Below are 19,910 nucleotides of genomic sequence, written 5' to 3' on the forward strand. Positions count from 1 at the left end.
TGCCGCCGGCTCGGCTGGCGCCGGGAGCCCGGCGTCGCCCCGGTCGACGAGTGGACGTGGGTCGACGAGAACGGCGTGGAGCACGTCGAGCGCGACCGTTGCGGCTACTGGACGCTGAGCCTGCCGGGCGGGCCGGTCGCCTGACGCCGACTACGGTGCAGTCGTGCCCGTCGTCCTCGTCCCGCCCGCGCGCTGGCCGCGCTGGGTCGACAACTTCGAGCGCAGCCACGGCGCGACCTCCTACGCCGTCACCGACGGCGCGCTCTCCGGCACTGCGGACGACGGGTCGACCTTCACGGCGCGACTGCCGTTCGCGACGTCGTACGACGGCCCGGCGACCGCCGACGGGCTCGGCGCCGCGGCGTCCGTGCCCGGTGACTGGGGCGTGCTGCTCGTGCGCAAGGGCGGCTTCGCGATGGCGCGGATGGCCGGCACGACGACGGGGGAGTCCAAGACCGGGCGGCGGCACGTGCAGGGCCGCACCAAGGCCGGCGGCCAGTCGCAGCAGCGGTTCGCCCGACGGCGTGACAACCAGGCGCGCCAGGCCTACGAGGCCGCAGCCGACCACGCCGCGCGGATCCTCGGCACGCTCCACGGGCCTCTGGTGACCGGTGGCGACCACGGCGCGGTCGAGGAGGTGCTCGCCGACACGCGGCTCGGCGGCGTCACGGTGGTGGCGCCGTGGCTCGCGGTGCCCGACCCGCGACGCGGCGTGCTGGAGCAGGCGGTGCTCGACGCGACCGCGCTCCAGGTCGAGGTGACCAACGCGTGACCCACGTGCTCGTCCTAGCCGACACCCACCTGCCCAAGCGGGCCCGCGACCTGCCCGCCGAGGTGTGGGAGCGCGTCGACGAGGCCGACGTCGTGGTCCACGCGGGCGACTGGGTCGACCTGGCGACGCTCGACCGGCTCGAGGCGCGGGCGCGACGCCTGGTGGGCGTGGTCGGCAACAACGACGGCCCCGACCTGCGCGCCCGGCTGCCCGAGGTCGCGACGGCCGAGCTGGGCGGTGTCCGGTTCGCGGTCGTGCACGAGACCGGTGGCAAGCAGGGTCGCGAGGCCCGGTGCGATGCGGCCTACCCCGACGCCGACGTGCTCGTGTTCGGCCACAGCCACATCCCGTGGGACACCGTCACGCCGCGCGGCCTCCGGCTGCTCAACCCCGGCTCCCCGACCGACCGCCGGCAGCAGCCGCACTGCACCTACCTGACCCTGACGGCGCACGACGGCGCGCTGGCGGACGTCCGGCTCCACCGTCTGCCGCCGCGGGTCCAGTAGCGTCCGCAGCATGTGGGAGCCCGACCCGGGGTGGCACGCCCTGCCCCGTGGCGCCGGTGCGTCCACCGTGGGCGTGTGGCGGACGGCCTACGGCGAGCAGCCCGTCGTCGTGAAGCGGCTCGGCGCGCCGTCGCCGCGCGACCCCGCCGAGCTGTCGGACCGCACCCACTTCGCCTACTGGCGGCGCGAGGCCGACGTGCTCGACACCGGCATCGCGACGACCACCTCGGGGCTCCGCGCGGTGACCGCTGCCGTGGAGGAGGACGACCACGGCATCACCATCACCCGCGAGTGGGTCGAGGACGCCGCGCTGAGCGGGCTGTTCGTGGCGGTCGCCCTCGGTCGGTTCGCCGGCAGCAACCTCGCGCGGCCCCGGTTCCTGACCGTCGACCAGCTCCGGCAGCGCCTCGCGCGCACCGAGCACCGGGCCGGCGGGTGGCGCACCCTGGCGCGGACCACCGCCGCCGACGTCGCGGACCACCTCTGGACGCGGCGCGGCGAGTTCCTCTCGCTGCTGGACGCGCTGCCCCAGGTGCCGCAGCACGGCGACCCGTCACACGACAACATCCCGGGCCGGCAGGGCGACGACGCCGTCGCGATCGACTGGGCGACGCTGGGCGTCGGGCCCGTGGGCGGCGACCTCGGCTACTTCTCGCTCACGGCCCGTGAGGAGTTCGAGCCGCTCCTCGACGCCTACCTGATGGGTCTGCCCGACGGCGTGGCGGCCGTCGACGACGTGCTGCTCGGCGCCCGGATCACCGCGGTCTACACGGCCTTCGGCCGGGCCGAGTGGGCGCTGGCGCGGGTCGCGGGCGGCGAGGGTGCGCTCGCCGGGAAGTACCGGCACCCCGCCGTGGCGCCCTACCTCCGGGCGCTGCAGCGGCAGGCACCCCACGTGGAGGCCCTGCTCGGCTGGTGAGGTCGGCTCAGACCTTGTCCACCGAGAACGTGTCGCAGGCGTCGAGCGATCCCTGCTCGAAGCCGATGCCGAACCACTTCTGGCGGTTGGCGGCCGAGCCGTGGGTCCAGGTCTCGGAGTCGACCTGGCCGGTCGTCTTCTTCTGGATGCGGTCGTCGCCCACGGCCGCGGCCGCCTCGAGGGCCAGGTCGATGTCCTGCTGGTTGAGCTCGGCGAAGAGCACGTTGCCGTCAGCGTCCTCGGTCTCGGTGGCCGACCTCGCCCACATGCCGGCGAAGCAGTCGGCCTGGAGCTCGAGGCGCACGCCACTGCTCTGGGGGCCGGTGTCGCCCTTCACGTTGCCGATCGTGCCGATCAGGTTGGAGATGTGGTGGCCGTACTCGTGGGCGAGCACGTAGGGCTCGACGAACCCGCCGTCGGGGCCGCCGAGCTGGCGCTCGAGGACCTCGTCGAAGAAGCCGGAGTCGAGGTAGATGCGCTGGTCGGACGGGCAGTAGAACGGCCCGACCGACGAGTCGGCGCCGCCGCAGCCGGTCCCGATGCTGCCCTCGAACGTCACGACCTGGTCGACGGGCGTGAACTCGTCGCCGAGGGTGTCGCCCCAGAAGTCGCGCAGCGAGTTCTCGACCGCGACCCGGGCGCAGTCGGCGCTCTTGTTGGCGTCGGCGCCGGTCTTGCAGGAGGCGTAGCGGCCGGTGTCGCTGAACCGGCTCGCGTCGAGCCCCCCGCCGCCGGTGCCCCCGCCGAGCCCGCCGCCGCCACCGCTGCCGGAGAACAGCTGGATCGCGATGAAGACGACCACGACGATGACGCCGATGACGCCGCCGCCACCGGCGACGCCGCCGGGGATGGGGAGCCGGCTGCCGCCGCCACCGAGGCCACCGCCACCGGAGCCCCGTCCGGCGTCGCTGACGCGGCTGCTGTCGAGGCGGGCCTTGGGGTTGAAGCGCATGACGGCAATGTAGGCCACGTGCGCTCTGTCACGTCGGGGCCCTGGGGTCGGCGCCGATGGGGTGGGAGGGGCCCGGCGTCCCTAGAATCGGGGGACCATGATCACCGCTCACCAGCTCGAGGTCCGGGCCGGTGCCCGGCTCCTCATGGAGGACGTCACCTTCCGGGTCGCCGCGGGCGACAAGGTCGGCCTCGTCGGACGCAACGGCGCCGGCAAGACCACCCTCACCAAGATCCTCGCGGGCGAGGCCGTGCCCGCCGGCGGCACCGTCACGCGGACCGGCGAGGTGGGCTACCTCCCGCAGGACCCGCGCACCGGCGATCCCGACGTCCTCGCGCGCGACCGCATCCTGTCGGCGCGCGGCCTCGACGCCGTCGTACGCCGGATGCGTGAGGCCGAGGAGCTGATGGGCTCCGACGACCCGAAGCAGCGCGAGAAGGGCATGAAGCGCTACACGCGGGCCACCGACGAGATGCAGGCCGGCGGTGGCTACGCCGCCGAGTCCGAGGCCGCGACGATCGCCGCTTCCCTCGGCATCGAGGAGCGCATCCTCAACCAACCGCTCCGGACGCTCTCGGGCGGCCAGCGCCGCCGGGTCGAGCTCGCGCGCATCCTGTTCTCCGACGCCGAGGTGCTCATCCTCGACGAGCCGACCAACCACCTCGACGCCGACTCGATCGTCTGGCTGCGCGACTTCCTCAAGCAGCACCACGGCGGGTTCATCGTGATCAGCCACGACAACGCGCTGCTCGAGGAGACCGTCAACAAGGTCTTCCACCTCGACGCCAACCGCGGGGTCATCGACCTCTACAACATGGGCTGGAAGCTCTACCTGACCCAGCGCGAGACCGACGAGAAGCGCCGCAAGCGCGAGCGGTCCAACGCCGAGAACAAGGCCAAGACGCTCACCGACCAGGCCAACAAGATGCGCGCCAAGGCGTCCAAGGCGGTCGCCGCGCAGTCGATGCTCAAGCGCGCCGAGAAGATCATGGCCGGCCTCGAGGGCGAGCGCGCGGCCGACAAGGTCGCCAAGATCAAGTTCCCGTCGCCGGCCCCCTGCGGCAAGACCCCGCTCACGGCCTCGGAGCTGTCGAAGTCCTACGGCTCGCTCGAGGTCTTCACCGACGTCGACCTCGCCATCGACCGCGGCTCGCGCGTCGTCATCCTCGGTCTCAACGGAGCGGGCAAGACCACCCTGCTGCGCATCCTCGGCGGCGTCGACCAGTCCGACACCGGCGCAGTCATCCCGGGCCACGGGCTCAAGCTGGGCTACTACGCCCAGGAGCACGAGACCCTCGACACCTCCCGCACCGTGCTCGAGAACATGCAGTCGGCCGCGCCACAGCTCACCGACACCGAGGCCCGCTCGGTGCTGGGCTCGTTCCTCTTCTCCGGCGACGACGCGTCCAAGCCGGCGGCGGTGCTGTCCGGTGGTGAGAAGACCCGGCTGGCCCTGGCCTCCCTGGTCGTCTCGAGCGCCAACGTGCTGCTCCTCGACGAGCCCACCAACAACCTCGACCCGGCCTCCCGCGAGGAGGTCCTCGGCGCGATCCGCAGCTATGAGGGCGCGATCATCCTGGTCACCCACGACGAGGGCGCCGTCCGCGCGCTCGAGCCCGACCGGGTCCTGCTTCTCCCCGACGGCGACGAGGACCTGTGGAGCGAGGACTACGCCGACCTGGTGTCGCTGGCCTGACCTCTGCCTGACCTCTGCCTGACCTCAGCCGACGTCGGGCAGCAACAGCGCCGCGTCGCCGAACTCGTGCCACAGGTAGCCACCCGCCACCGCCGCGTCGTACGCCGACTGCGTGAGCTCTCGACCCGCGACGGCCTCGACCAGCAGCAGGTGCGAGGCGGCGGGGTCGTGCCAGCCGGTGACGAGCCCGGTCACGACCCGCGGCGGGTCGCCCGGCGTCACGACGCGTGAGGTCCAGCCGGACGCCGCCACCACCCGCCCGTCGGGCGCGACGGCGGACTCCAGGGCGCGGGTGACCGTCGTACCGACGGCCACGACCCGGCCCCGCCCGCCCGCACCGCGTTGACGGCGCGCGCCGTGGCGTCGGTGACCTCGAAGCGCTCGGGCTGCGGCGCCTCGCCGGCCTCCTGTGAGGAGACGCCGGTGTGGAGCGTGACCGGGGCGACGCCGACGCCGCGCGAGACGAGCCGGGTGACGAGCCCGGTGGTGAAGGGCCGGGCAGCCGACGGCATCTCGGCGGAGCCGGGTCGGGTGCCGAAGATCGTCTGGTAGGCGTCGAGGGGGTAGGTGCGGTCGAGGTAGCCGTAGGAGATCGGCCGCCCGTGCCGCGCCATGGTCCGGTGGAGGTCGCCGGTCACCCGGGCGCGCCAGAGCCGGTTGCCGTACCCGGTGGGGGACGACCCGTCGGGCGGGTAGGCCGCGATCAGGTCGAGGGTCGCCCCGTCGCCGTCGAGGGGGAGCGTCAGTCGGTCACCGGCCTGGGCGTCGAGGACGGCCCGGGCGGCGTCGGGCGCGGTGCGCACCTCGACGACCCAGGTGCCGTCGTCGAGCGGTGCGGCGGCGTGCACGACGACGGCACCGTGCCGGGTGGACCGGGCGTCGACCTGCCCGGCGACGGTGGCCGAGTTGTTGACGACCACGAGGTCGCCGGCGTGCAGGTGGTCCGCGAGGTCGTGGAAGGCCGCGTGGGTGGTGCCGTCGGGCCGGGCGACGAGCAGCCGGGTGGCGTCGCGGCGCTGGCCACGGGCCTCGGCGGGCGACGGCGCGACGTCCGGCGCCGTGAACGTGGTGGTCGGGGTCTCGGTCAGCAGCGTCATGCCGGCACCTCGGCGACGGCCCAGGCCGAGGCCCGGTAGCGACCCGACGGCGGCCGGGCGGCGAGCAGCGCCAGCAGCGACGGCACCACCGACTCCGGGGTCGGACGGTCCGAGACGTCCTCGCCGGGGAAGGCGTCCTGGTGCATGGTGGTGCGCATGTCGCCGGGGTCGACGGCGTAGGCCATCAGCCCCTCCTCGACGCCGAGCGTGAGGGTCAGGTGGTCGAGCGCGGCCTTGCCGGCGGCGTAGGCCCCCCAGGTCTCGTGGTGCTCGACCGCCGCGTCGCTCGAGAGCGACAGGACGACGCCTGCGGCGACGCGCAGCTGGGGGAGGACGAGCCGGGTCAGGGCGACCGGCGCCGCGGCGTTGGTCCGCCACGTGGTGAGCAGGTCGTCGGCGGTCAGCTCGCGGAGCGGCCGCAGGGGGAGCGGACCGAGGGTGCTGGCGTTGTGGACCAGCAGGTCGAGGCGGCCGAGCCACGCGACCTCGCGGGCCAGGGCCTCCTGGTGGTCGGGGTCGGCGACGTCGCCCGGGACCGGCACGACGGCCCCGAGGCCGGCCACCGCCCCGGCGAGCCGCGCGGGGTCGCGGCCGTCGGTGACGACGGTCCAGCCCTGCTGGTCGAGCGTGTGGACGAGGGCGCGGCCGAGTCCGGCCGAGCCTCCGGTGACGAGTGCGACGGGCATTCCGTCCTCCTGTGGGATCGGTTCCTTCGTGGGATGTCCGTCCAGCCTGCAAGTTAAAGCGAGGTTGAGGTCAAGGGTTGTCGGTGCCCCTCCCTAGACTCGCCGCATGACCAGCACCACGACCGGCACGATCACGGCCGACCAGCTCGCCGCCGCCCGCCTGCGCTACGAGGTCGACGGCGTCGTCGCCACGATCACCCTCGACAAGCCCGAGGCGCGCAACGCCCAGACGCCGACGATGTGGCGCACCCTGGCCGCGATCGGCGCCCAGCTGCCCGACGAGGTCCGGGTCGTCGTGCTGCGTGGCGCGGGGGCGACCTTCTCGGCCGGACTCGACCGCACGCTGCTGACGCCCGGCGGCGGCGACGGCCAGGAGAGCGTGGCTGACCTGCTGGCCCGCTCCGACGACGAGATCTCGGCGACGATCGACGACTACCAGCAGGGCTTCACCTGGCTGCGCGACCCGCGGTTCGTCTCGATCGCGGTCGTCCACGGCTACGCCATCGGGGCCGGCTTCCAGCTCGCGCTGTCGTGCGACCTGATCCTGACCGCCGACGACGCCTACTTCTGCATGAAGGAGGCCGCGCTCGGCCTCGTCCCCGACCTCACGGGAACAAAACCGCTGGTCGAGGCGGTTGGCTACCCGAGGGCGCTGGAGATCTGCACCACGGCGCGCAACGTGGGCGCCGACGAAGCGGTGCGCATCGGCTTCGCCCTCGACGCCGTACCCGCCGACTCGCTCGACGCCCGCCTGGCCGACCTCGTCGGCGCCCTCACCGCACCGATGGCCGGTGCGGTCCGCGAGACCAAGACGCTGATCCTCGGCGCCGCCCGCCACGACCTCGACACCCAACGTCGACTCGAGCGGGAGGCCCAGGCCCGCCGGTTCCGCGAGCTCGCCGCCCTGCTGCCCTCCTGACGGGGGCGAGCACCCAAGCCTCACAGGAGGTGGACCGATGTCCCTCATGTCTCCCAACGCCGCCGCGTGGCGGTCACTGCGCTCCGACCGCAGCGTCGTCGACAAGCGCGTCTCGCGCCAGACCGTACGCCGTGTGTTCGGCTTCGCGCGGCCCCACCGCCGCCTCATCGCGATCTTCCTGACCATCACCGTCATCGACTCCTCGATGGTGATCGTCACCCCGCTGCTGGTGCAGCGGATCGTCGACGACGGCATCATCGCCGGCGACGGCGGCCTCGTCACCCTGCTCGCGCTGGCCATGGCCGGCGCCGCCATCCTCAGCGCCGTCCTCGCCGTGTTCGGCGGCTGGTTCTCCTCGCGCATCGGCGAGGGCCTCATCTTCGACCTGCGCACCCAGGTCTTTGGCCACGTGCAGCGACAGTCGCTGGCGTTCTTCACGCGCACCCAGACCGGGGCGCTCGTCTCGCGGCTCAACAACGACGTGATCGGCGCCCAGCGGGCCTTCACCTCCACCCTCTCGAGCACCGAGTCCAACTCCATCGCCGTGGTCGTCGACGGCATCGCGATGTTCGCGCTCAGCTGGCGGGTCACCCTGCTCTGCCTGGTGATGTTCCCGATCCTCTTCCTCGTCTCGCGGTGGGTCGGCGCCCGGCTCGCCGGGCTCACCCGCCAGCAGATGGACGGCAACGCCGACCTCGGCAACGTGATGACCGAGCGCTTCAACGTCGGCGGCGCCATGCTGCTCAAGCTCTTCGGCCGCCGCGGCGAGGAGGACGCGCTGTTCGCCACCAAGGCCGCCCGGGTGCGCGACCTCGGCATCCGGATCTCGCTCATCACCCGCGTCTTCGGGGCCTCGATGATGCTCGTGCCCGCTCTGGCGACGGCGCTCGTCTACGGCGTCGGCGGCCACCTCGCCGTCGACGGCACCCTCACCGTCGGCACCCTGCTCGCCCTCGCCACCCTGCTGCTGCGCCTGCTCGGCCCGCTCCAGGGATTGTCCAACGTGCGCGTCGACGTGATGACCGCGCTCGTCAGCTTCGAGCGCGTCTTCGAGATCCTCGACCTGCCCTCGCTCATCAAGCAGAAGCACGGCGCCATCGCGCTGCCCCGCGACGCCGGCCGGCTCGAGTTCGAGCACGTCTCGTTCGCCTACCCCGGCGCCGACGAGGTGTCGCTCGGCTCCCTGGAGAACCTGGCGCGCACCGAGTCCCGCGAGCGCCCCCAGGTCCTCACCGACGTCGGCTTCGTCGCCCAGCCGGGCGAGATGGTCGCCCTGGTCGGGCCCTCGGGCGCCGGCAAGAGCACCATCACGCACCTGGTGGCCCGGCTCTACGACGTCGGCGGCGGTGCCGTCCGCGTCGGCGGCCACGACGTGCGCGACGTGACGCTCCAGTCGCTCGAGGACGTCGTCGGCTACGTCACCCAGGACGCCCACATGTTCCACGACACCATCGGTGCCAACCTGCGCTACGCGCGGCCCGACGCCACCGACGAGGAGATCTGGGACGCCCTCGAGGCCGCCCAGATCGCCCGCCTCGTCCGCTCGCTGGCCGACGGCCTCGACACCGTCGTCGGCGACCGCGGCTACCGGCTCTCCGGGGGTGAGCGCCAGCGCCTCGCCATCGCGCGGCTGCTGCTCAAGTCGCCCGCGATCGTCGTCCTCGACGAGGCGACCGCCCACCTCGACTCCGAGTCCGAGGCCGCCGTCCAGCGCGCCCTCGACGCGGCCCTCGAGGGCCGCACGTCCCTCGTCATCGCCCACCGGCTCTCCACGGTCCGCAACGCCGACCAGATCCTGGTGCTCGACGACGGGCAGATCATTGAGTTCGGCACCCACGCGCAGCTCCTCGAGCGTGACGGCCTCTACGCCGACCTCTACCGCACCCAGTTCTTCACCGACGACGCTCCGGTCGCGCTCGCCGACTGACGTCCAGCCCCTGACCTAGCGCCGCTGGTACTCCGCCGGCACGTTGGTCTGGCGCACCTTGACCGGGCGTGGCTGCTTCGGGCCGGTCTCGCGCTCACCGCGCGGGCCGCGCTTGCGCTCGTCGTAGGCCAGGTAGAAGAACCCGAACACCGCGAGCACGCCGAAGAACCACCACTGCAGGCCGTAGAAGAAGTGCGGGCCGTTGTCGAGCTCGGGCAGGGTGCGGGGGGTCAGGTCGGGGACGGGGGCGCCGTCCTCGGAGACGGCGTCGACGAACCCGTCGTAGACCGGGCGGCCGATCGCGTCACCGATCCGGTCGGTCGAGATGGCGCGGGTCGAGAGGTCGTCGACGGCCGTGCTGCTGCCGGTGCCGTTGACGCGCACCCAGCCGACCACCGTGACCTCGCCCGTGGGTGGGGCGGGGACGTCGCCCACGTCGAGTGAGCGGGCGTCGGTCGGCATGAAGCCGCGGTCGACGACGAGCGAGACGCCGGTGTCGGTCACCAGGGGCACGACGACGTCGACGCCCGGTGCTCCGTCGTCGTCGCTGCGGTAGCGGACGATGACGGTGTGGTCGACGTCGTAGGTGCCGGTCGCCTCGACGCGGCGCCACTCGTCACGCTCGTCGACGTCGCGGTCGGCGGCGAGGACCTCGTCGACGGGTGCGGGCGGGCGGGCCTCGTTGGTCCGGGTGATCTCGTTGCGACCCTGACGGTCGTCGAGGCGGCCGAACTGCCACTCGCCGAGCCACCACGCGAGCCCCGCCAGCAGGACCACGACCACCGCGAACGACGCCCAGCGCCGGCTGAGGAGGAAGCGGTAGGAGCCCACCCCCCGAGATTACTGGCCGAACGGTGTCGACCCACCCCCGACCAGCCACCCGCCCGTAGACTCGGCGTGTGACGGTACTCGCACAACCACTCGAGGACGGCTACGGCCGGGTGGCGACCGACCTCCGGGTCTCGCTGACCGACAAGTGCAACCTCCGCTGCACCTACTGCATGCCGGCCGAGGGCCTCGACTGGATGGCTGGCTCCGACCAGCTGACCGAGGACGAGGTCGTCCGGCTGGTGACGGTCGCCGTGGAGCGGCTCGGGGTGCGCGAGGTGCGGTTCACCGGCGGTGAGCCGCTCGTACGCCGGGGGCTCGTCGACATCGTCGCCCGCACCAAGGCCATCGAGACGCCGCTGGGCGCGGTCGAGACGTCGCTGACCACCAACGGCCTCGGGCTCGCCCGGACCGCCGTCGCGCTGGCCGAGGCCGGCCTCGACCGCGTCAACGTGAGCCTCGACTCGGTGCGCCGCGAGACGTTCCACCAGCTCACCCGCCGCGACCGGCTGCACGACGTGGTCGCCGGCCTCGAGGGTGCCGCCGCCGCCGGGCTCGGTCCCGTCAAGGTCAACGCCGTGCTGATGCGCGGCGTCAACGACGACCAGGCGGCCGAGCTGCTCGGCTGGTGCCTCGAGCGCGGCTACGAGCTCCGCTTCATCGAGCAGATGCCGCTCGACGCCCAGCACGGCTGGTCGCGCGACGGCATGATCGTGGCCGACGAGATCCTGGCCTCCCTCGAGGCGGCCTTTGTCCTGACCCCGGCCGAGGAGCCGCGGGGGAGCGCTCCCGCCGAGCGGTTCCTCGTCAACGGTGGGCCCGCGACCGTCGGGGTCATCGCGTCGGTGACGCGCCCGTTCTGCGGCGACTGCGACCGCGTGCGGCTGACGGCCGACGGCCAGGTCCGCACCTGCCTGTTCGCCCGCGAGGAGTCCGACCTGCGCGGCGCGATGCGCGGAGGCGCCACCGACGCCGAGCTCGCCGAGCGCTGGCTGGTCGCCATGCGCGGCAAGGCGGCGGGCCACGGGATCGACGACCCGACGTTCCTGCAGCCGTCACGGCCCATGTCGGCCATCGGCGGCTGAGAACCGCCCAGCCGGTCAGTCGCCTCAGCCGGTCAGGACGGCTCGGCCTCGCCCGCGTCGGCCTCGTGGGGCACGACGTCCTTGAGGAACTGGCGCGCACCCAGGAACTGCGACAGTGACTCCCGGTGCTCGTCGCACGCGAGCCACACCTTGCGGCGGTCGGGCGTGTGCAGCTTGGGGTTGTTCCAGAGCAGCTGCCAGGTAGCGGGGTTCCGGCAACCCTTGGCGGAGCAGAGGTCGGGATCCATGCCCGGGTCGCTCAGAGCTCGCGCTTGGTCGGGCCGGACTCGAGCTCGCGGTGGCTGAAGTCGGCCTCACGCAGCTGGAAGCCGTCGGACAGGTTGGCCGCCGCGTTGGCCATGACCACGGCGATGTAGGGCAGCACCAGCGCACCCACGATGAGGATCGGCCACAACCAGTCGACCCCGCTGAGCGAGGCGGCGATCGCGCCCACGAAGCAGAGCGTGCGCAAGCTCATCGACAACAGGTAGCGCTTCTGGCGGGCCCGGATGTCGTCGGCCCGGCTACCCGCTGCGGTGGTGATGCGGACGACGTCGTCGATCGCTTCCTTGCGGGCCATGTTCACGAGCCTACGCCGCAGCCACCGGCCGTCCGGACACCCCTAAGGTGAGCGCATGAGCAACCGCACCTACCGCCTGACCGAGATCGTCGGCACCTCCCCGAACGGTATCGAGGAGGCCATCAACAACGGCATCGAGCGCGCCAGCAAGACCCTGCGCCACCTCGACTGGTTCGAGGTCACCCAGGTCCGGGGCCAGATCAAGGACGGCCAGGTCGAGCACTACCAGGTCGGCCTCAAGCTCGGGTTCCGCCTCGAGGACGACGAGTAGTCGACGCTCCCGGCGGGGCCGATCCATTTCGGGTACCGCGCGGTAATCACTAGCGTCGCCGACGTGAGTGAAACCCCCGAGCCACCCACCCCTCGCGTCGTGCTCGTGACCGGCGGCAACCGCGGCATCGGCCGCGCCATCGCCGAGGCGTTCGTCGCGCTGGGCGACCGGGTCGCCGTGACGACCCGGAGCGGGGGAGCGCCCGACGGCACCCTCGACGTCCGCTGCGACGTCACCGACCCGGCGGCCGTGGACGCAGCGTTCGCGACGATCGAGGCCGAGCTGGGCCCGGTCGAGGTGCTGGTCGCCAACGCCGGGATCACCGCCGACACCCTGGTCCTGCGGATGTCGGAGGACGACTGGTCGTCGGTCATCGACACCAACCTGACCGGCTCGTTCCGGCTCGCCAAGCGCGCGACCAAGGGCATGCTGCGGCTGCGCCGCGGCCGCATCATCTTCATCTCCTCGGTGGTCGGGCTCCTCGGCTCGCCGGGCCAGGTCAACTACGCGGCCTCCAAGTCCGGCCTCGTCGGCATGGCGCGGTCGCTGGCCCGCGAGCTCGGCTCGCGCTCGATCACCGCCAACGTGGTGGCCCCCGGCTTCGTCGACACCGACATGACCGACGTCCTCACCGACGACCAGAAGGCCGCGATCAAGGCGCAGGTGCCGCTCGGCCGCTACGCCGACCCGGCCGAGGTCGCCGCGGCGGTCACCTGGCTGGCGGGCGACGGGGCGGCGTACGTGACCGGGGCGGTCATCCCCGTCGACGGCGGACTAGGAATGGGGCACTGACATGGGAATTCTCGACGGCAAGACGATCCTGGTGGCGGGCGTGACGATGGACTCCTCCATCGGGTTCGCCACCGCCAAGGTGGCGCAGGAGCAGGGCGCCACGGTGCTCATCTCCAACTTCGGCCGCGCGCTCGGCATCACCCGCCGCATCGCCAAGCGGCTCCCGGAGACGCCGGCGGTGCTCGAGCTCGACGTCACCGACGACGAGCACCTCGCCGGGCTGGCCGACCAGGTGCGCGAGCACCTCGGCGCCGACGCCCACCTCGACGGCGTCGTCCACTCGATCGCCTACGGCAACCCCGAGACGCTGCTGGGCGGCAAGTTCCTCACCGGCCCCTGGCCGGACGTGGCCCAGGCCGTGCAGGTGTCGGCGTACTCCCTCAAGGCCCTCGCCACGGCCGCCCGACCGCTGATGAGCAGCGGCGGCTCGGTCGTCGGGCTCACCTTCGACGCGACCGTGGCCTGGCCGGTCTACGACTGGATGGGGGTCGCCAAGGCGGCGCTGGAGTCGACCTCGCGCTACCTGGCCCGCGACCTCGGGCCCGAGGGCATCCGGGTCAACCTCGTCTCGGCCGGTCCGCTCAAGACCCTGGCCGCCAAGGCGATCCCCGGCTTCGAGGACCTCGAGGCGATGTGGGAGACCAAGGCCCCGCTCGGCTGGGACAACGCCGACCACGTGCCGACGGCCAAGGCGGTCGTCGCGCTGCTGTCCGACTTCTTCCCCGCCACGACCGGCGAGATCGTCCACGTCGACGGCGGCTTCCACGCGATGGGCGCCTGACCCTCGGCCACCTGAGGCTCAGAGCACGATGTACTGACGCCCGTCGATCAGCTCGCGCACCGCGTCGAGCTGGCCGGCGTGGACGGCGGTCTCGACCAGCACGTGCAGCACCACCGAGCGCAGGTCGGGGAACGACATCCCGACCTCGGCCCACCACTCCTCGGGTGACGCGGGCGGCTCGTCGAGCGAGCGCGCCGCGATGATCGCGTCGGACCCGGCGATGGCGTCGCGGTAGGCCTGCAGCACCCCCTCGGCGGGCTCGTCGGCACCGACCTCCCAGTCGCCGTCGTCGTCCTCGGGCCAGAAGTCCAGCGGCCCACCCGCCACGACGACCTCGAACCAGTAGCGCTCGTCGGACAGGGTGAGGTGGCGGACCAGCTCGAGGCACGACCAGCGGGACGGCAGCACCGGACGCCGCAGCTGCTCGTCGTCGAGGCCCTCGACCTGGGCCAGCACGTGCCGGCGCTGCGCGGCGAGACGGGAGAGGATCGGGTCGCGCTCGGCGGGTCGGTCGGTCACGCCCCCAGCCGACACCCCCGGAGACCACACCGGAGACCGCGTCCAGCGCTCGATACGGTGCGGGGGTGCCTTCCTCCCTCCTCGAGCTCCGGGTCCTCGAAGGGCCGAACCTCTACTTCCCCCGGGCCGCGATCAAGCTGACCCTCGACGTCGGCGGGCTCAGCAACGCCTCCGAGGAGACCGCGGGCCGGTTCGCCACCCGGATCGGGCTCAAGAACGCCCGTCCGGGCGCCCCGGGTTCGGGCTTCCGCCAGCGGTTCGCGCTGCGCGCCGTCGGTCGGCTGGTGCGGGCGGTGGCGCAGGAGTCCGGTACGTCGCGGCTCGGCGTGCGGGTGCGCTCGACCAGCGACCCGCAGCGAGTGGTGGTCGCGTTCCCGTGGAAGCACCGGACGCGCGCCCAGGAGATGGGCCACGCGGTCGGGGACGTGCTCGACGCGATGCCCGGCGGCGACCTCGAGGCGGCCGTCAGCCGCGCCGCCGAGCGGGTGGGGGCCGCGGAGTCCGGGCCCGAGCCGACGACGATCGTGCCGCACGTCCCGGTCGTGGCGGTGACGGGCACCAACGGCAAGACCACGACCTCGCGGATGGTGGCGCACATCGGGCGCACCCACGGGCTGCACGTCGGGTGGTCCAACACCGACGGGGTCTACGCCGACGGCGTGATGGTCGAGGAGGGCGACTACTCCGGGCCCAGCGGCGCCGGCCGGGTGCTGGCACTGCCCGGTGTCGAGCTCGCCGTCACCGAGACGGCGCGCGGCGGCATCCTGCTCAAGGGCATCGGACTGGTCCGCAACGACGTCTCGGTCGTCACCAACGTCACCGCCGACCACCTCGGCCTGCAGGGCATCGACACCGTCGACCAGCTCGCCGAGGTCAAGGCGGTCGTCCCGCGGATCACCCGTCGCTCGGGCTGGGCGGTGCTCAACGCCGACGACCCCCGTGTCTATGCGATGCGCTCGATGATCAAGGCCAAGCCGTGGGTGTTCTCCCGCGACATCGACTCCCCGGGCGTGCGCGACACCCTCAACGACGGCGGTCGCGCCACCGTCGTCATCGACGGGTGGGTCTCGGTGCTGCGTCCCAACGCCGACCCCGACCCGCTGATCGAGCTGCTCGACGTGCCGATGACCCTGGCCGGGCTCTCCCGCTTCAACGTCGAGAACACCCTGGCCGCTGCCTCGGCGGCGCTGGCGATCGGGATCCCGCGCGACGTGGTGATCGAGGGGCTGCGGACCTTCCGTCCCGACGCTGAGCACAATCCGGGCCGGATGAACTTCTTCACCATGCCCCACGGGATCTCGGTGGTCATGGACCTCGCCCACAACGAGGCCGGCCTCGAGGCGATGGTCGAGATCATGAACGGCGTCCGCGGGCCCGACCAGCGGATCCTGCTGGGGCTCGGGGTCGTCGGCGACCGCACCGACGAGCTGATCGAGAAGCTCGGCGAGATCGCCGCCCGCGACAGCGACGTCGTCGCCATCGGCCACAAGGAGAAGTACCTGCGCGGTCGCACGATCGAGGAGCTGGAGACCCTGCTCCGTGCCGGGGCCGAGCGGGTCGGGGTGACCGGTGTGCCGGCGTACCCCACCGAGGTGGCGGTCCTCTCCGCCCTCGTCGGGCAGGCGCTGCCCGGTGACGTGGTCGGGCTGATGTGCCACGCCGAGCGGCAGGAGTGCTACGACTGGATCGCCGAGCACGGTGGCGTGCCCGACAGCAACGAGACGCTCGCCGCCAAGGTGCGCGCCGCAGCCAGCGCGTCGGAGGCCTGACCCTCAGACGTCGCCCGGGTCGACCTGCTCGCCCGGGGTGCTGAGGTCCAGCTCACCCTCGACCACCATGGCGACCAGGCCGGACGTCGTCCGCGTCTCGTGCAGCTCGTTGGGCTCCCAGACCGCGGCCTTGCCGGGCCCGATGGCGACGGCGTCGCCGTGGCTGCCGGAGACCAGCGCGTCGCCGTCGAGGACGACGAGCAGCTGGCGACCGGCGGCCGGGTGCCGGCCGATGACGCCACCGGCGCGGAGGCGGACCATCACCAGGTGGGTCTCGGCGGCGATGCCGAAGGCGCCGACCTGGAAGCCGGTGCTGCCGTGGGCGTCGATGCCGCGGTGGGGCACGGCGCCGAGGTCGAGGATCCTCACGCCTCGGCCACCGCCACGCGGCCCTGGGCGAAGAGCATGGCGGTGCCGTCGGGCATCGATCCGAACGTGACGGTGGACCAAGGGTCGGTGTCGGCCGAGCGTCGCACGAACGCGTCCCCGGTGTCGTCGCGGGGCACGAGCACGTGGTGCTCGACGGCGTCGTGGCCGGCGAGGTCACCGGTCGGGGTCGCGGTGAGCCGGAGGGCGCCGTCGTCGTCCACGACGTCGTAGCGAGCCGCGCGGCGCACGTAGGTGCCGAGGTGTCGCGCCAGCCCGGTCGGGGCGGCCGCCGGGTCGGGGCCGGCAGGTGGCGGCACCAGGACGCCGGTGAGCTCGCTGACGACGTGGGGCACCACGAGCTGGTGGACGGCATCGGCCTGCTCGCTGTTGGTCAGCACGCAGACGGCGAGGCCGAGGGACGGTACGACGCGCAGCGTCGTGCTCTGACCGAGCGTCATCCCGCTGTGGCCGAGGACCTGGTGGCCGCCCCACGAGCCCACCCGCCACCCCCAACCGACCGACCCCAGGTCCGAGCCGTCCGGGATGGGCACGAGGGGATCGGCCATGTGAGCGAGCGTGCCCCCGCTGCTGCCGTCGAGCCACGGACGCACGAGGCCCAGCAGGTCGGCGGCCGTCGTGACCACCGTCCCCGCCGGCCCGACCGAGCGCGGGAGCGCCCACTCGCGCACCTGCCCACCCCGCTCGTGGCCGACGGCGGCCCCGCGCAGGATCGCCTGCTCGGGCAGCGTGACCACGTCGTCGAGCCCCAGCGGCTCGGTCAGGCGGTGGCGCAGGGCGTCGTCCCAGGTGGTGTCGTCGAGAACCTCGACGATGCGTCCGAGGACGACGAACCCGCTGTTGCAGTAGGAGTAGACCGCGCCCGGCTCGTGCACCACGGCGGCGTCGGCCAGCAGGTCGACGTAGCGCGCGACCGCGTCGTCGCCGCGACCGGTGTCGGTGAAGAGGTCGCCGTCGATCCCGCTGGTGTGGGTGAGCAGGTGGCGCACGGTCACCCGTTCGCTGCGGTCGTCGACGCCGAGATGCACACCTGGCAGCAGCTCGGCCACCGTGGTGTCGAGGCTGAGCCGGCCCTCCGCGGCCAGCTGGGCGACGAGTGTCGCCGTGAACGGCTTGGTGACCGATCCGACCTGGAAGACGCTGTCGCTCCTCACCGGTGAGCCGGTTCGCCGGCTCAGCACGCCATGTGCAGTGACGCTGACCTGCCCGTCGTAGGAGACGCCGACGACGGCGCCGGGCGTGTCGGTGGAGGCGCAGACCTCGGCGAGCAGGTCGTCGATCATGCCTCGGTGGGCGCCGGCACGAAGTCGGGGTCGGCTGCGGGGGCGTCGGCGCTGGCGCCGGAGCCGGCCTGGGCGACCGAGGACCAGTTCTCGAGCTCGCTCATGACCTGGGCGTGCTTGTCGACGCAGATCACGAGCAGGTCGCCGCGGTTGGCGCGCGACATCGCGTGGCGGACCGCCTCGATCTCGTCGTGCACCTCCTCGACCTGCTTGCAGCGCGAGCCGGCGGCCATCGCCGTACGCACGCCCTCGGTGACGAGCCCGGCGACCTCGCCGCGCTGACGACCGCGCAGGCTCTCGTCCTCGCGGACGATGACGACGTCGAAGTGCTGGGCCGCGATCTCGCCGAGCTCGCGCATGTCCTGGTCGCGGCGGTCGCCTGCGGTGGCGATGACGCCGATGCGCGACGGGCGGGCCAGGTCGTGGGAGGACGCCATCGAGTCGCCGGTGCGGTCGACGAAGTCGCCGAGCATCTTCATGCCGGGCGCGTTGTGGCAGTAGTCGACGATCACGTTGACGCCGTTGACCTCGACCTCGTTGAGGCGCCCGGGGGAGAGGTAGTAGCTGGTGGAGAACGTGCGCAGGCCCTGGCGGATGTCGTGGAGCGGGGCACCGGCGGCGAACGCGGCCGCGGCGGCGGCAAGGGTGTTCTGCACGTTCATCCGGGCCCGGCCGTTGAACGTGGCGGGCAGGAGGTGGGTCCAGGCCAGCTGCATCTCGCGCGGGCCGTGCTTGACGACGATCATCTCGCCGCGCTCGCTGGGGTTGAGGACCAGCGCCTTGCCGCCGCGACGGCAGTGGGCGTCGATCATGTCGCGGATCTCGGAGCCGGGCTCCTCCATCGAGAACCACACGACCTGGCCCGAGCAGCGTCGGCGCATCTCGCGCACCAGCGGGTCGTCGGCGTTGAGCACGGCGTGACCGTCGCGCGGGACGGCCTCGACGAGCACCGCCTTGACGTCGGCGAGCTGCTCGACGGGGTCGATGCCGCGCAGGCCCAGGTGGTCGGGCTGCACGTTGAGGACGACGGCGACGTCGTTGCGCTCGTAGCCGAGGCCCTCCCGCAGGATGCCGCCGCGAGCGACCTCGAAGACGGCGAAGTCGACGCGCGGGTTCTGCAGCACCATCCGGGCCGAGCGCGGGCCGGAGGCGTCGGAGCGGATGAGGAGCCGCTCGTCGATGACGACCCCGTCGGTCGAGGTCATGCCGACCTTGCGGCCCATGCCCTTGAAGACGTGGCTGATCATCCGCGAGGTGGTCGTCTTGCCGTTGGTGCCGGTGACGGCGACGATGGGGATGCGGCTGGTCGCGCCGGGCGGGAACAGCATGTCGACGACCGGCTTGGCGATGAACTGCGGCTCGCCGATGGTCGGGTGGGTGTGCATCCGGAAGCCGGGGGCCGCGTTGACCTCGCAGATCGCGCCGCCGGTCTCGCGGACCGGCTCGGTGATGTCGGGGCAGATGAAGTCGATGCCCGCGATGTCGAGGCCGACCATCCGGGCGGCCTCCTCGGCGATCTCGACGTTCTCGGGATGGGCCTCGAAGGTGCGGTCGATCGAGATGCCACCGGTCGACATGTTGCCGGTGAGGGCGAGCTTGACGTGGGCGCCCTCGGGCGGGACGTCGGTCATCGCGAAGCCCTGCTCGGCCACCAGCTGTACGGCGGCGTCGTCGACCTTGATGCGGGTCAGCACCTTCTCGTGGCCGACGCCGCGGCGCGGGTCGGCGTTGGCGGTGTCGACGAGCTGCTCGACCGTGGAGTTGCCGTCACCGGTGACCGACGCCGGCACCCGCTCGGCGATGGCCGCGACCCGGCCGTCGATGATGAGGCATCGGTAGTCCTTGCCGACGATCTGCGACTCGACCAGGACGACGCCGCGGCGCGACTCGCCCTTGGCGATCTCGAACGCCGCACGCACGTCGGCCTCGTCGTCGTTGTCGAGGATGACGCCGCGTCCGTGGTTGCCGTCGAGCGGCTTGAGGACGACCGGGTAGCCGATGCGCTCGGCGGCACGCACGGCCTGGTCGGCGGTGCGCATCGTCTCCTGCTTGGGCACCGGCAGGCCGGCCGCGCCGAGCAGCGAGGTGGTGAGGTCCTTGTCGGAGGCGATGTCGACGGCGATGGCGCTGGTGGCCGAGGT

General features: G+C 72.8%; 20 protein-coding genes and 1 pseudogene. 11 read left to right on the forward strand and 10 right to left on the reverse strand.

Annotated features, from left to right (window positions below; all coding sequences use genetic code 11):
• Positions 1-163 precede the first annotated feature (163 nt).
• From Q7T52_RS07335 to Q7T52_RS07345, 3 genes are read left to right on the forward strand one after another with little or no spacing between them, the layout of a single operon-like run.
• Positions 164-772: an acVLRF1 family peptidyl-tRNA hydrolase gene (locus Q7T52_RS07335; RefSeq protein WP_304800914.1), complete on the forward strand. Its 609-nt coding sequence runs from the start codon at positions 164-166 to the stop codon at positions 770-772.
• Positions 769-1,278 (forward strand): metallophosphoesterase, encoded by a 510-nt coding sequence (locus Q7T52_RS07340; protein WP_304800916.1) that lies wholly within the window; start codon positions 769-771, stop codon positions 1,276-1,278. Before Q7T52_RS07335 ends, Q7T52_RS07340 begins: the two co-directional genes overlap by 4 nt.
• 10 nt (positions 1,279-1,288) lie before the next feature.
• Positions 1,289-2,197, forward strand: coding sequence for a phosphotransferase (locus Q7T52_RS07345; protein WP_304800918.1), 909 nt, complete (start codon positions 1,289-1,291; stop codon positions 2,195-2,197).
• A 7-nt stretch (positions 2,198-2,204) separates the two neighbouring features.
• On the opposite strand, the gene Q7T52_RS07350 is transcribed toward Q7T52_RS07345, so the two are convergent.
• Positions 2,205-3,149, reverse strand: a complete 945-nt coding sequence (locus tag Q7T52_RS07350) for a neutral zinc metallopeptidase (RefSeq protein ID WP_304800920.1) — start codon at positions 3,147-3,149, stop codon at positions 2,205-2,207.
• Between the two features lie 97 nt (positions 3,150-3,246).
• On the opposite strand from Q7T52_RS07350, the gene Q7T52_RS07355 reads away from it, so the two are divergent.
• Complete coding sequence (locus tag Q7T52_RS07355; RefSeq protein WP_304800923.1) at positions 3,247-4,845, forward strand: ABC-F family ATP-binding cassette domain-containing protein; 1,599 nt, start codon at positions 3,247-3,249, stop codon at positions 4,843-4,845.
• A 24-nt stretch (positions 4,846-4,869) separates the two neighbouring features.
• On the opposite strand, the pseudogene Q7T52_RS07365 reads toward Q7T52_RS07355, so the two are convergent.
• Together Q7T52_RS07365 and Q7T52_RS07370 are read right to left on the reverse strand one after the other, a co-directional pair.
• Positions 4,870-5,942, reverse strand: a pseudogene (locus tag Q7T52_RS07365) (S-adenosylmethionine:tRNA ribosyltransferase-isomerase).
• Entirely contained in the window at positions 5,939-6,628 is a 690-nt protein-coding gene (locus Q7T52_RS07370; protein WP_304800930.1) for an SDR family NAD(P)-dependent oxidoreductase, read from the reverse strand. The pseudogene Q7T52_RS07365 and the gene Q7T52_RS07370 overlap by 4 nt, the downstream one beginning before the upstream one ends.
• A 106-nt stretch (positions 6,629-6,734) precedes the next feature.
• Here Q7T52_RS07370 and Q7T52_RS07375 point away from each other — a divergent pair, with 106 nt between their 5' ends.
• Together Q7T52_RS07375 and Q7T52_RS07380 are read left to right on the forward strand one after the other, a co-directional pair.
• Positions 6,735-7,547, forward strand: coding sequence for an enoyl-CoA hydratase/isomerase family protein (locus tag Q7T52_RS07375; protein ID WP_304800933.1), 813 nt, complete (start codon positions 6,735-6,737; stop codon positions 7,545-7,547).
• Between the two features lie 37 nt (positions 7,548-7,584).
• The gene (locus Q7T52_RS07380) at positions 7,585-9,474 is read left to right on the forward strand and encodes an ABC transporter ATP-binding protein (protein ID WP_370692307.1); all 1,890 of its coding nucleotides are present in this window, start codon (positions 7,585-7,587) and stop codon (positions 9,472-9,474) included.
• A gap of 15 nt (positions 9,475-9,489) precedes the next feature.
• Here the strand turns inward: Q7T52_RS07380 and Q7T52_RS07385 are convergent, their stop codons facing one another.
• Positions 9,490-10,305, reverse strand: a complete 816-nt coding sequence (locus tag Q7T52_RS07385; RefSeq protein ID WP_304800935.1) for an SURF1 family protein — start codon at positions 10,303-10,305, stop codon at positions 9,490-9,492.
• A gap of 68 nt (positions 10,306-10,373) precedes the next feature.
• On the opposite strand from Q7T52_RS07385, the gene moaA reads away from it, so the two are divergent.
• Positions 10,374-11,387 carry a GTP 3',8-cyclase MoaA gene (gene moaA / locus Q7T52_RS07390; RefSeq protein WP_304800937.1) on the forward strand — a complete coding sequence of 338 codons (1,014 nt, stop codon included), beginning with the start codon at positions 10,374-10,376 and terminating at the stop codon, positions 11,385-11,387.
• A 32-nt stretch (positions 11,388-11,419) separates the two neighbouring features.
• Here moaA and Q7T52_RS07395 read toward each other — a convergent pair whose 3' ends face one another.
• Both Q7T52_RS07395 and Q7T52_RS07400 read right to left on the reverse strand, forming a co-directional pair.
• Positions 11,420-11,635 carry an acetone carboxylase gene (locus tag Q7T52_RS07395; protein WP_304800939.1) on the reverse strand — a complete coding sequence of 72 codons (216 nt, stop codon included), beginning with the start codon at positions 11,633-11,635 and terminating at the stop codon, positions 11,420-11,422.
• 11 nt (positions 11,636-11,646) lie between these two features.
• Positions 11,647-11,967 carry a DUF3099 domain-containing protein gene (locus Q7T52_RS07400; RefSeq protein WP_304800942.1) on the reverse strand — a complete coding sequence of 107 codons (321 nt, stop codon included), beginning with the start codon at positions 11,965-11,967 and terminating at the stop codon, positions 11,647-11,649.
• A gap of 55 nt (positions 11,968-12,022) precedes the next feature.
• Between Q7T52_RS07400 and Q7T52_RS07405 the strand changes: the two genes are divergently transcribed.
• The 3 genes from Q7T52_RS07405 (at position 12,023) to fabI (ending at position 13,811) form a co-directional block, all read left to right on the forward strand.
• On the forward strand, positions 12,023-12,238 hold the full coding sequence (locus tag Q7T52_RS07405) for a dodecin (RefSeq protein WP_304800944.1): 216 nt from the start codon (positions 12,023-12,025) through the stop codon (positions 12,236-12,238).
• Positions 12,239-12,301: 63 nt separating this feature from the next.
• Positions 12,302-13,030, forward strand: coding sequence for a beta-ketoacyl-ACP reductase (locus tag Q7T52_RS07410; protein ID WP_304800946.1), 729 nt, complete (start codon positions 12,302-12,304; stop codon positions 13,028-13,030).
• 1 nt (position 13,031) lies between these two features.
• Positions 13,032-13,811, forward strand: coding sequence for an enoyl-ACP reductase FabI (gene fabI, locus Q7T52_RS07415; protein ID WP_304800948.1), 780 nt, complete (start codon positions 13,032-13,034; stop codon positions 13,809-13,811).
• Positions 13,812-13,829: 18 nt separating this feature from the next.
• On the opposite strand, the gene Q7T52_RS07420 is transcribed toward fabI, so the two are convergent.
• The gene (locus Q7T52_RS07420; RefSeq protein ID WP_304800950.1) at positions 13,830-14,330 is read right to left on the reverse strand and encodes a DinB family protein; all 501 of its coding nucleotides are present in this window, start codon (positions 14,328-14,330) and stop codon (positions 13,830-13,832) included.
• A gap of 65 nt (positions 14,331-14,395) precedes the next feature.
• Between Q7T52_RS07420 and Q7T52_RS07425 the strand changes: the two genes are divergently transcribed.
• Positions 14,396-16,099 carry a Mur ligase family protein gene (locus tag Q7T52_RS07425; protein ID WP_304800953.1) on the forward strand — a complete coding sequence of 568 codons (1,704 nt, stop codon included), beginning with the start codon at positions 14,396-14,398 and terminating at the stop codon, positions 16,097-16,099.
• Between the two features lie 3 nt (positions 16,100-16,102).
• Here the strand turns inward: Q7T52_RS07425 and Q7T52_RS07430 are convergent, their stop codons facing one another.
• From Q7T52_RS07430 to cphA, 3 genes are all read right to left on the reverse strand, one after another.
• Complete coding sequence (locus Q7T52_RS07430) at positions 16,103-16,468, reverse strand: hypothetical protein (protein WP_304800955.1); 366 nt, start codon at positions 16,466-16,468, stop codon at positions 16,103-16,105.
• Complete coding sequence (locus Q7T52_RS07435) at positions 16,465-17,769, reverse strand: serine hydrolase (protein WP_304800957.1); 1,305 nt, start codon at positions 17,767-17,769, stop codon at positions 16,465-16,467. The genes Q7T52_RS07430 and Q7T52_RS07435 overlap by 4 nt, the downstream gene beginning before the upstream one ends.
• Positions 17,766-19,910: cyanophycin synthetase (gene cphA / locus Q7T52_RS07440; protein ID WP_304800959.1), on the reverse strand; the 2,145-nt coding region annotated here is incomplete at its 5' end. The genes Q7T52_RS07435 and cphA, both read right to left, overlap by 4 nt.

Origin of the sequence: Nocardioides sp., assembly GCF_030655615.1 — a bacterium.
Classification (GTDB): Bacteria; Actinomycetota; Actinomycetes; order Propionibacteriales; family Nocardioidaceae; genus Nocardioides.

Excerpts from the sequence above, each read along its gene's own strand:
- Q7T52_RS07345 (WP_304800918.1), top strand. The coding sequence starts at position 1,289 with ATGTGGGAGCCCGACCCGGGGTGGCACGCCCTGCCCCGTGGCGCCGGT.
- Q7T52_RS07355 (WP_304800923.1), top strand. The coding sequence starts at position 3,247 with ATGATCACCGCTCACCAGCTCGAGGTCCGGGCCGGTGCCCGGCTCCTC.
- fabI (WP_304800948.1), top strand. The coding sequence starts at position 13,032 with ATGGGAATTCTCGACGGCAAGACGATCCTGGTGGCGGGCGTGACGATG.
- Q7T52_RS07435 (WP_304800957.1), bottom strand. The coding sequence starts at position 17,769 with ATGATCGACGACCTGCTCGCCGAGGTCTGCGCCTCCACCGACACGCCC.
- Q7T52_RS07380 (WP_370692307.1), top strand. The coding sequence starts at position 7,585 with ATGTCCCTCATGTCTCCCAACGCCGCCGCGTGGCGGTCACTGCGCTCC.
- Q7T52_RS07350 (WP_304800920.1), bottom strand. The coding sequence starts at position 3,149 with ATGCGCTTCAACCCCAAGGCCCGCCTCGACAGCAGCCGCGTCAGCGAC.
- Q7T52_RS07375 (WP_304800933.1), top strand. The coding sequence starts at position 6,735 with ATGACCAGCACCACGACCGGCACGATCACGGCCGACCAGCTCGCCGCC.
- Q7T52_RS07370 (WP_304800930.1), bottom strand. The coding sequence starts at position 6,628 with ATGCCCGTCGCACTCGTCACCGGAGGCTCGGCCGGACTCGGCCGCGCC.
- Q7T52_RS07405 (WP_304800944.1), top strand. The coding sequence starts at position 12,023 with ATGAGCAACCGCACCTACCGCCTGACCGAGATCGTCGGCACCTCCCCG.
- Q7T52_RS07395 (WP_304800939.1), bottom strand. The coding sequence starts at position 11,635 with ATGGATCCCGACCTCTGCTCCGCCAAGGGTTGCCGGAACCCCGCTACC.
- Q7T52_RS07400 (WP_304800942.1), bottom strand. The coding sequence starts at position 11,967 with ATGGCCCGCAAGGAAGCGATCGACGACGTCGTCCGCATCACCACCGCA.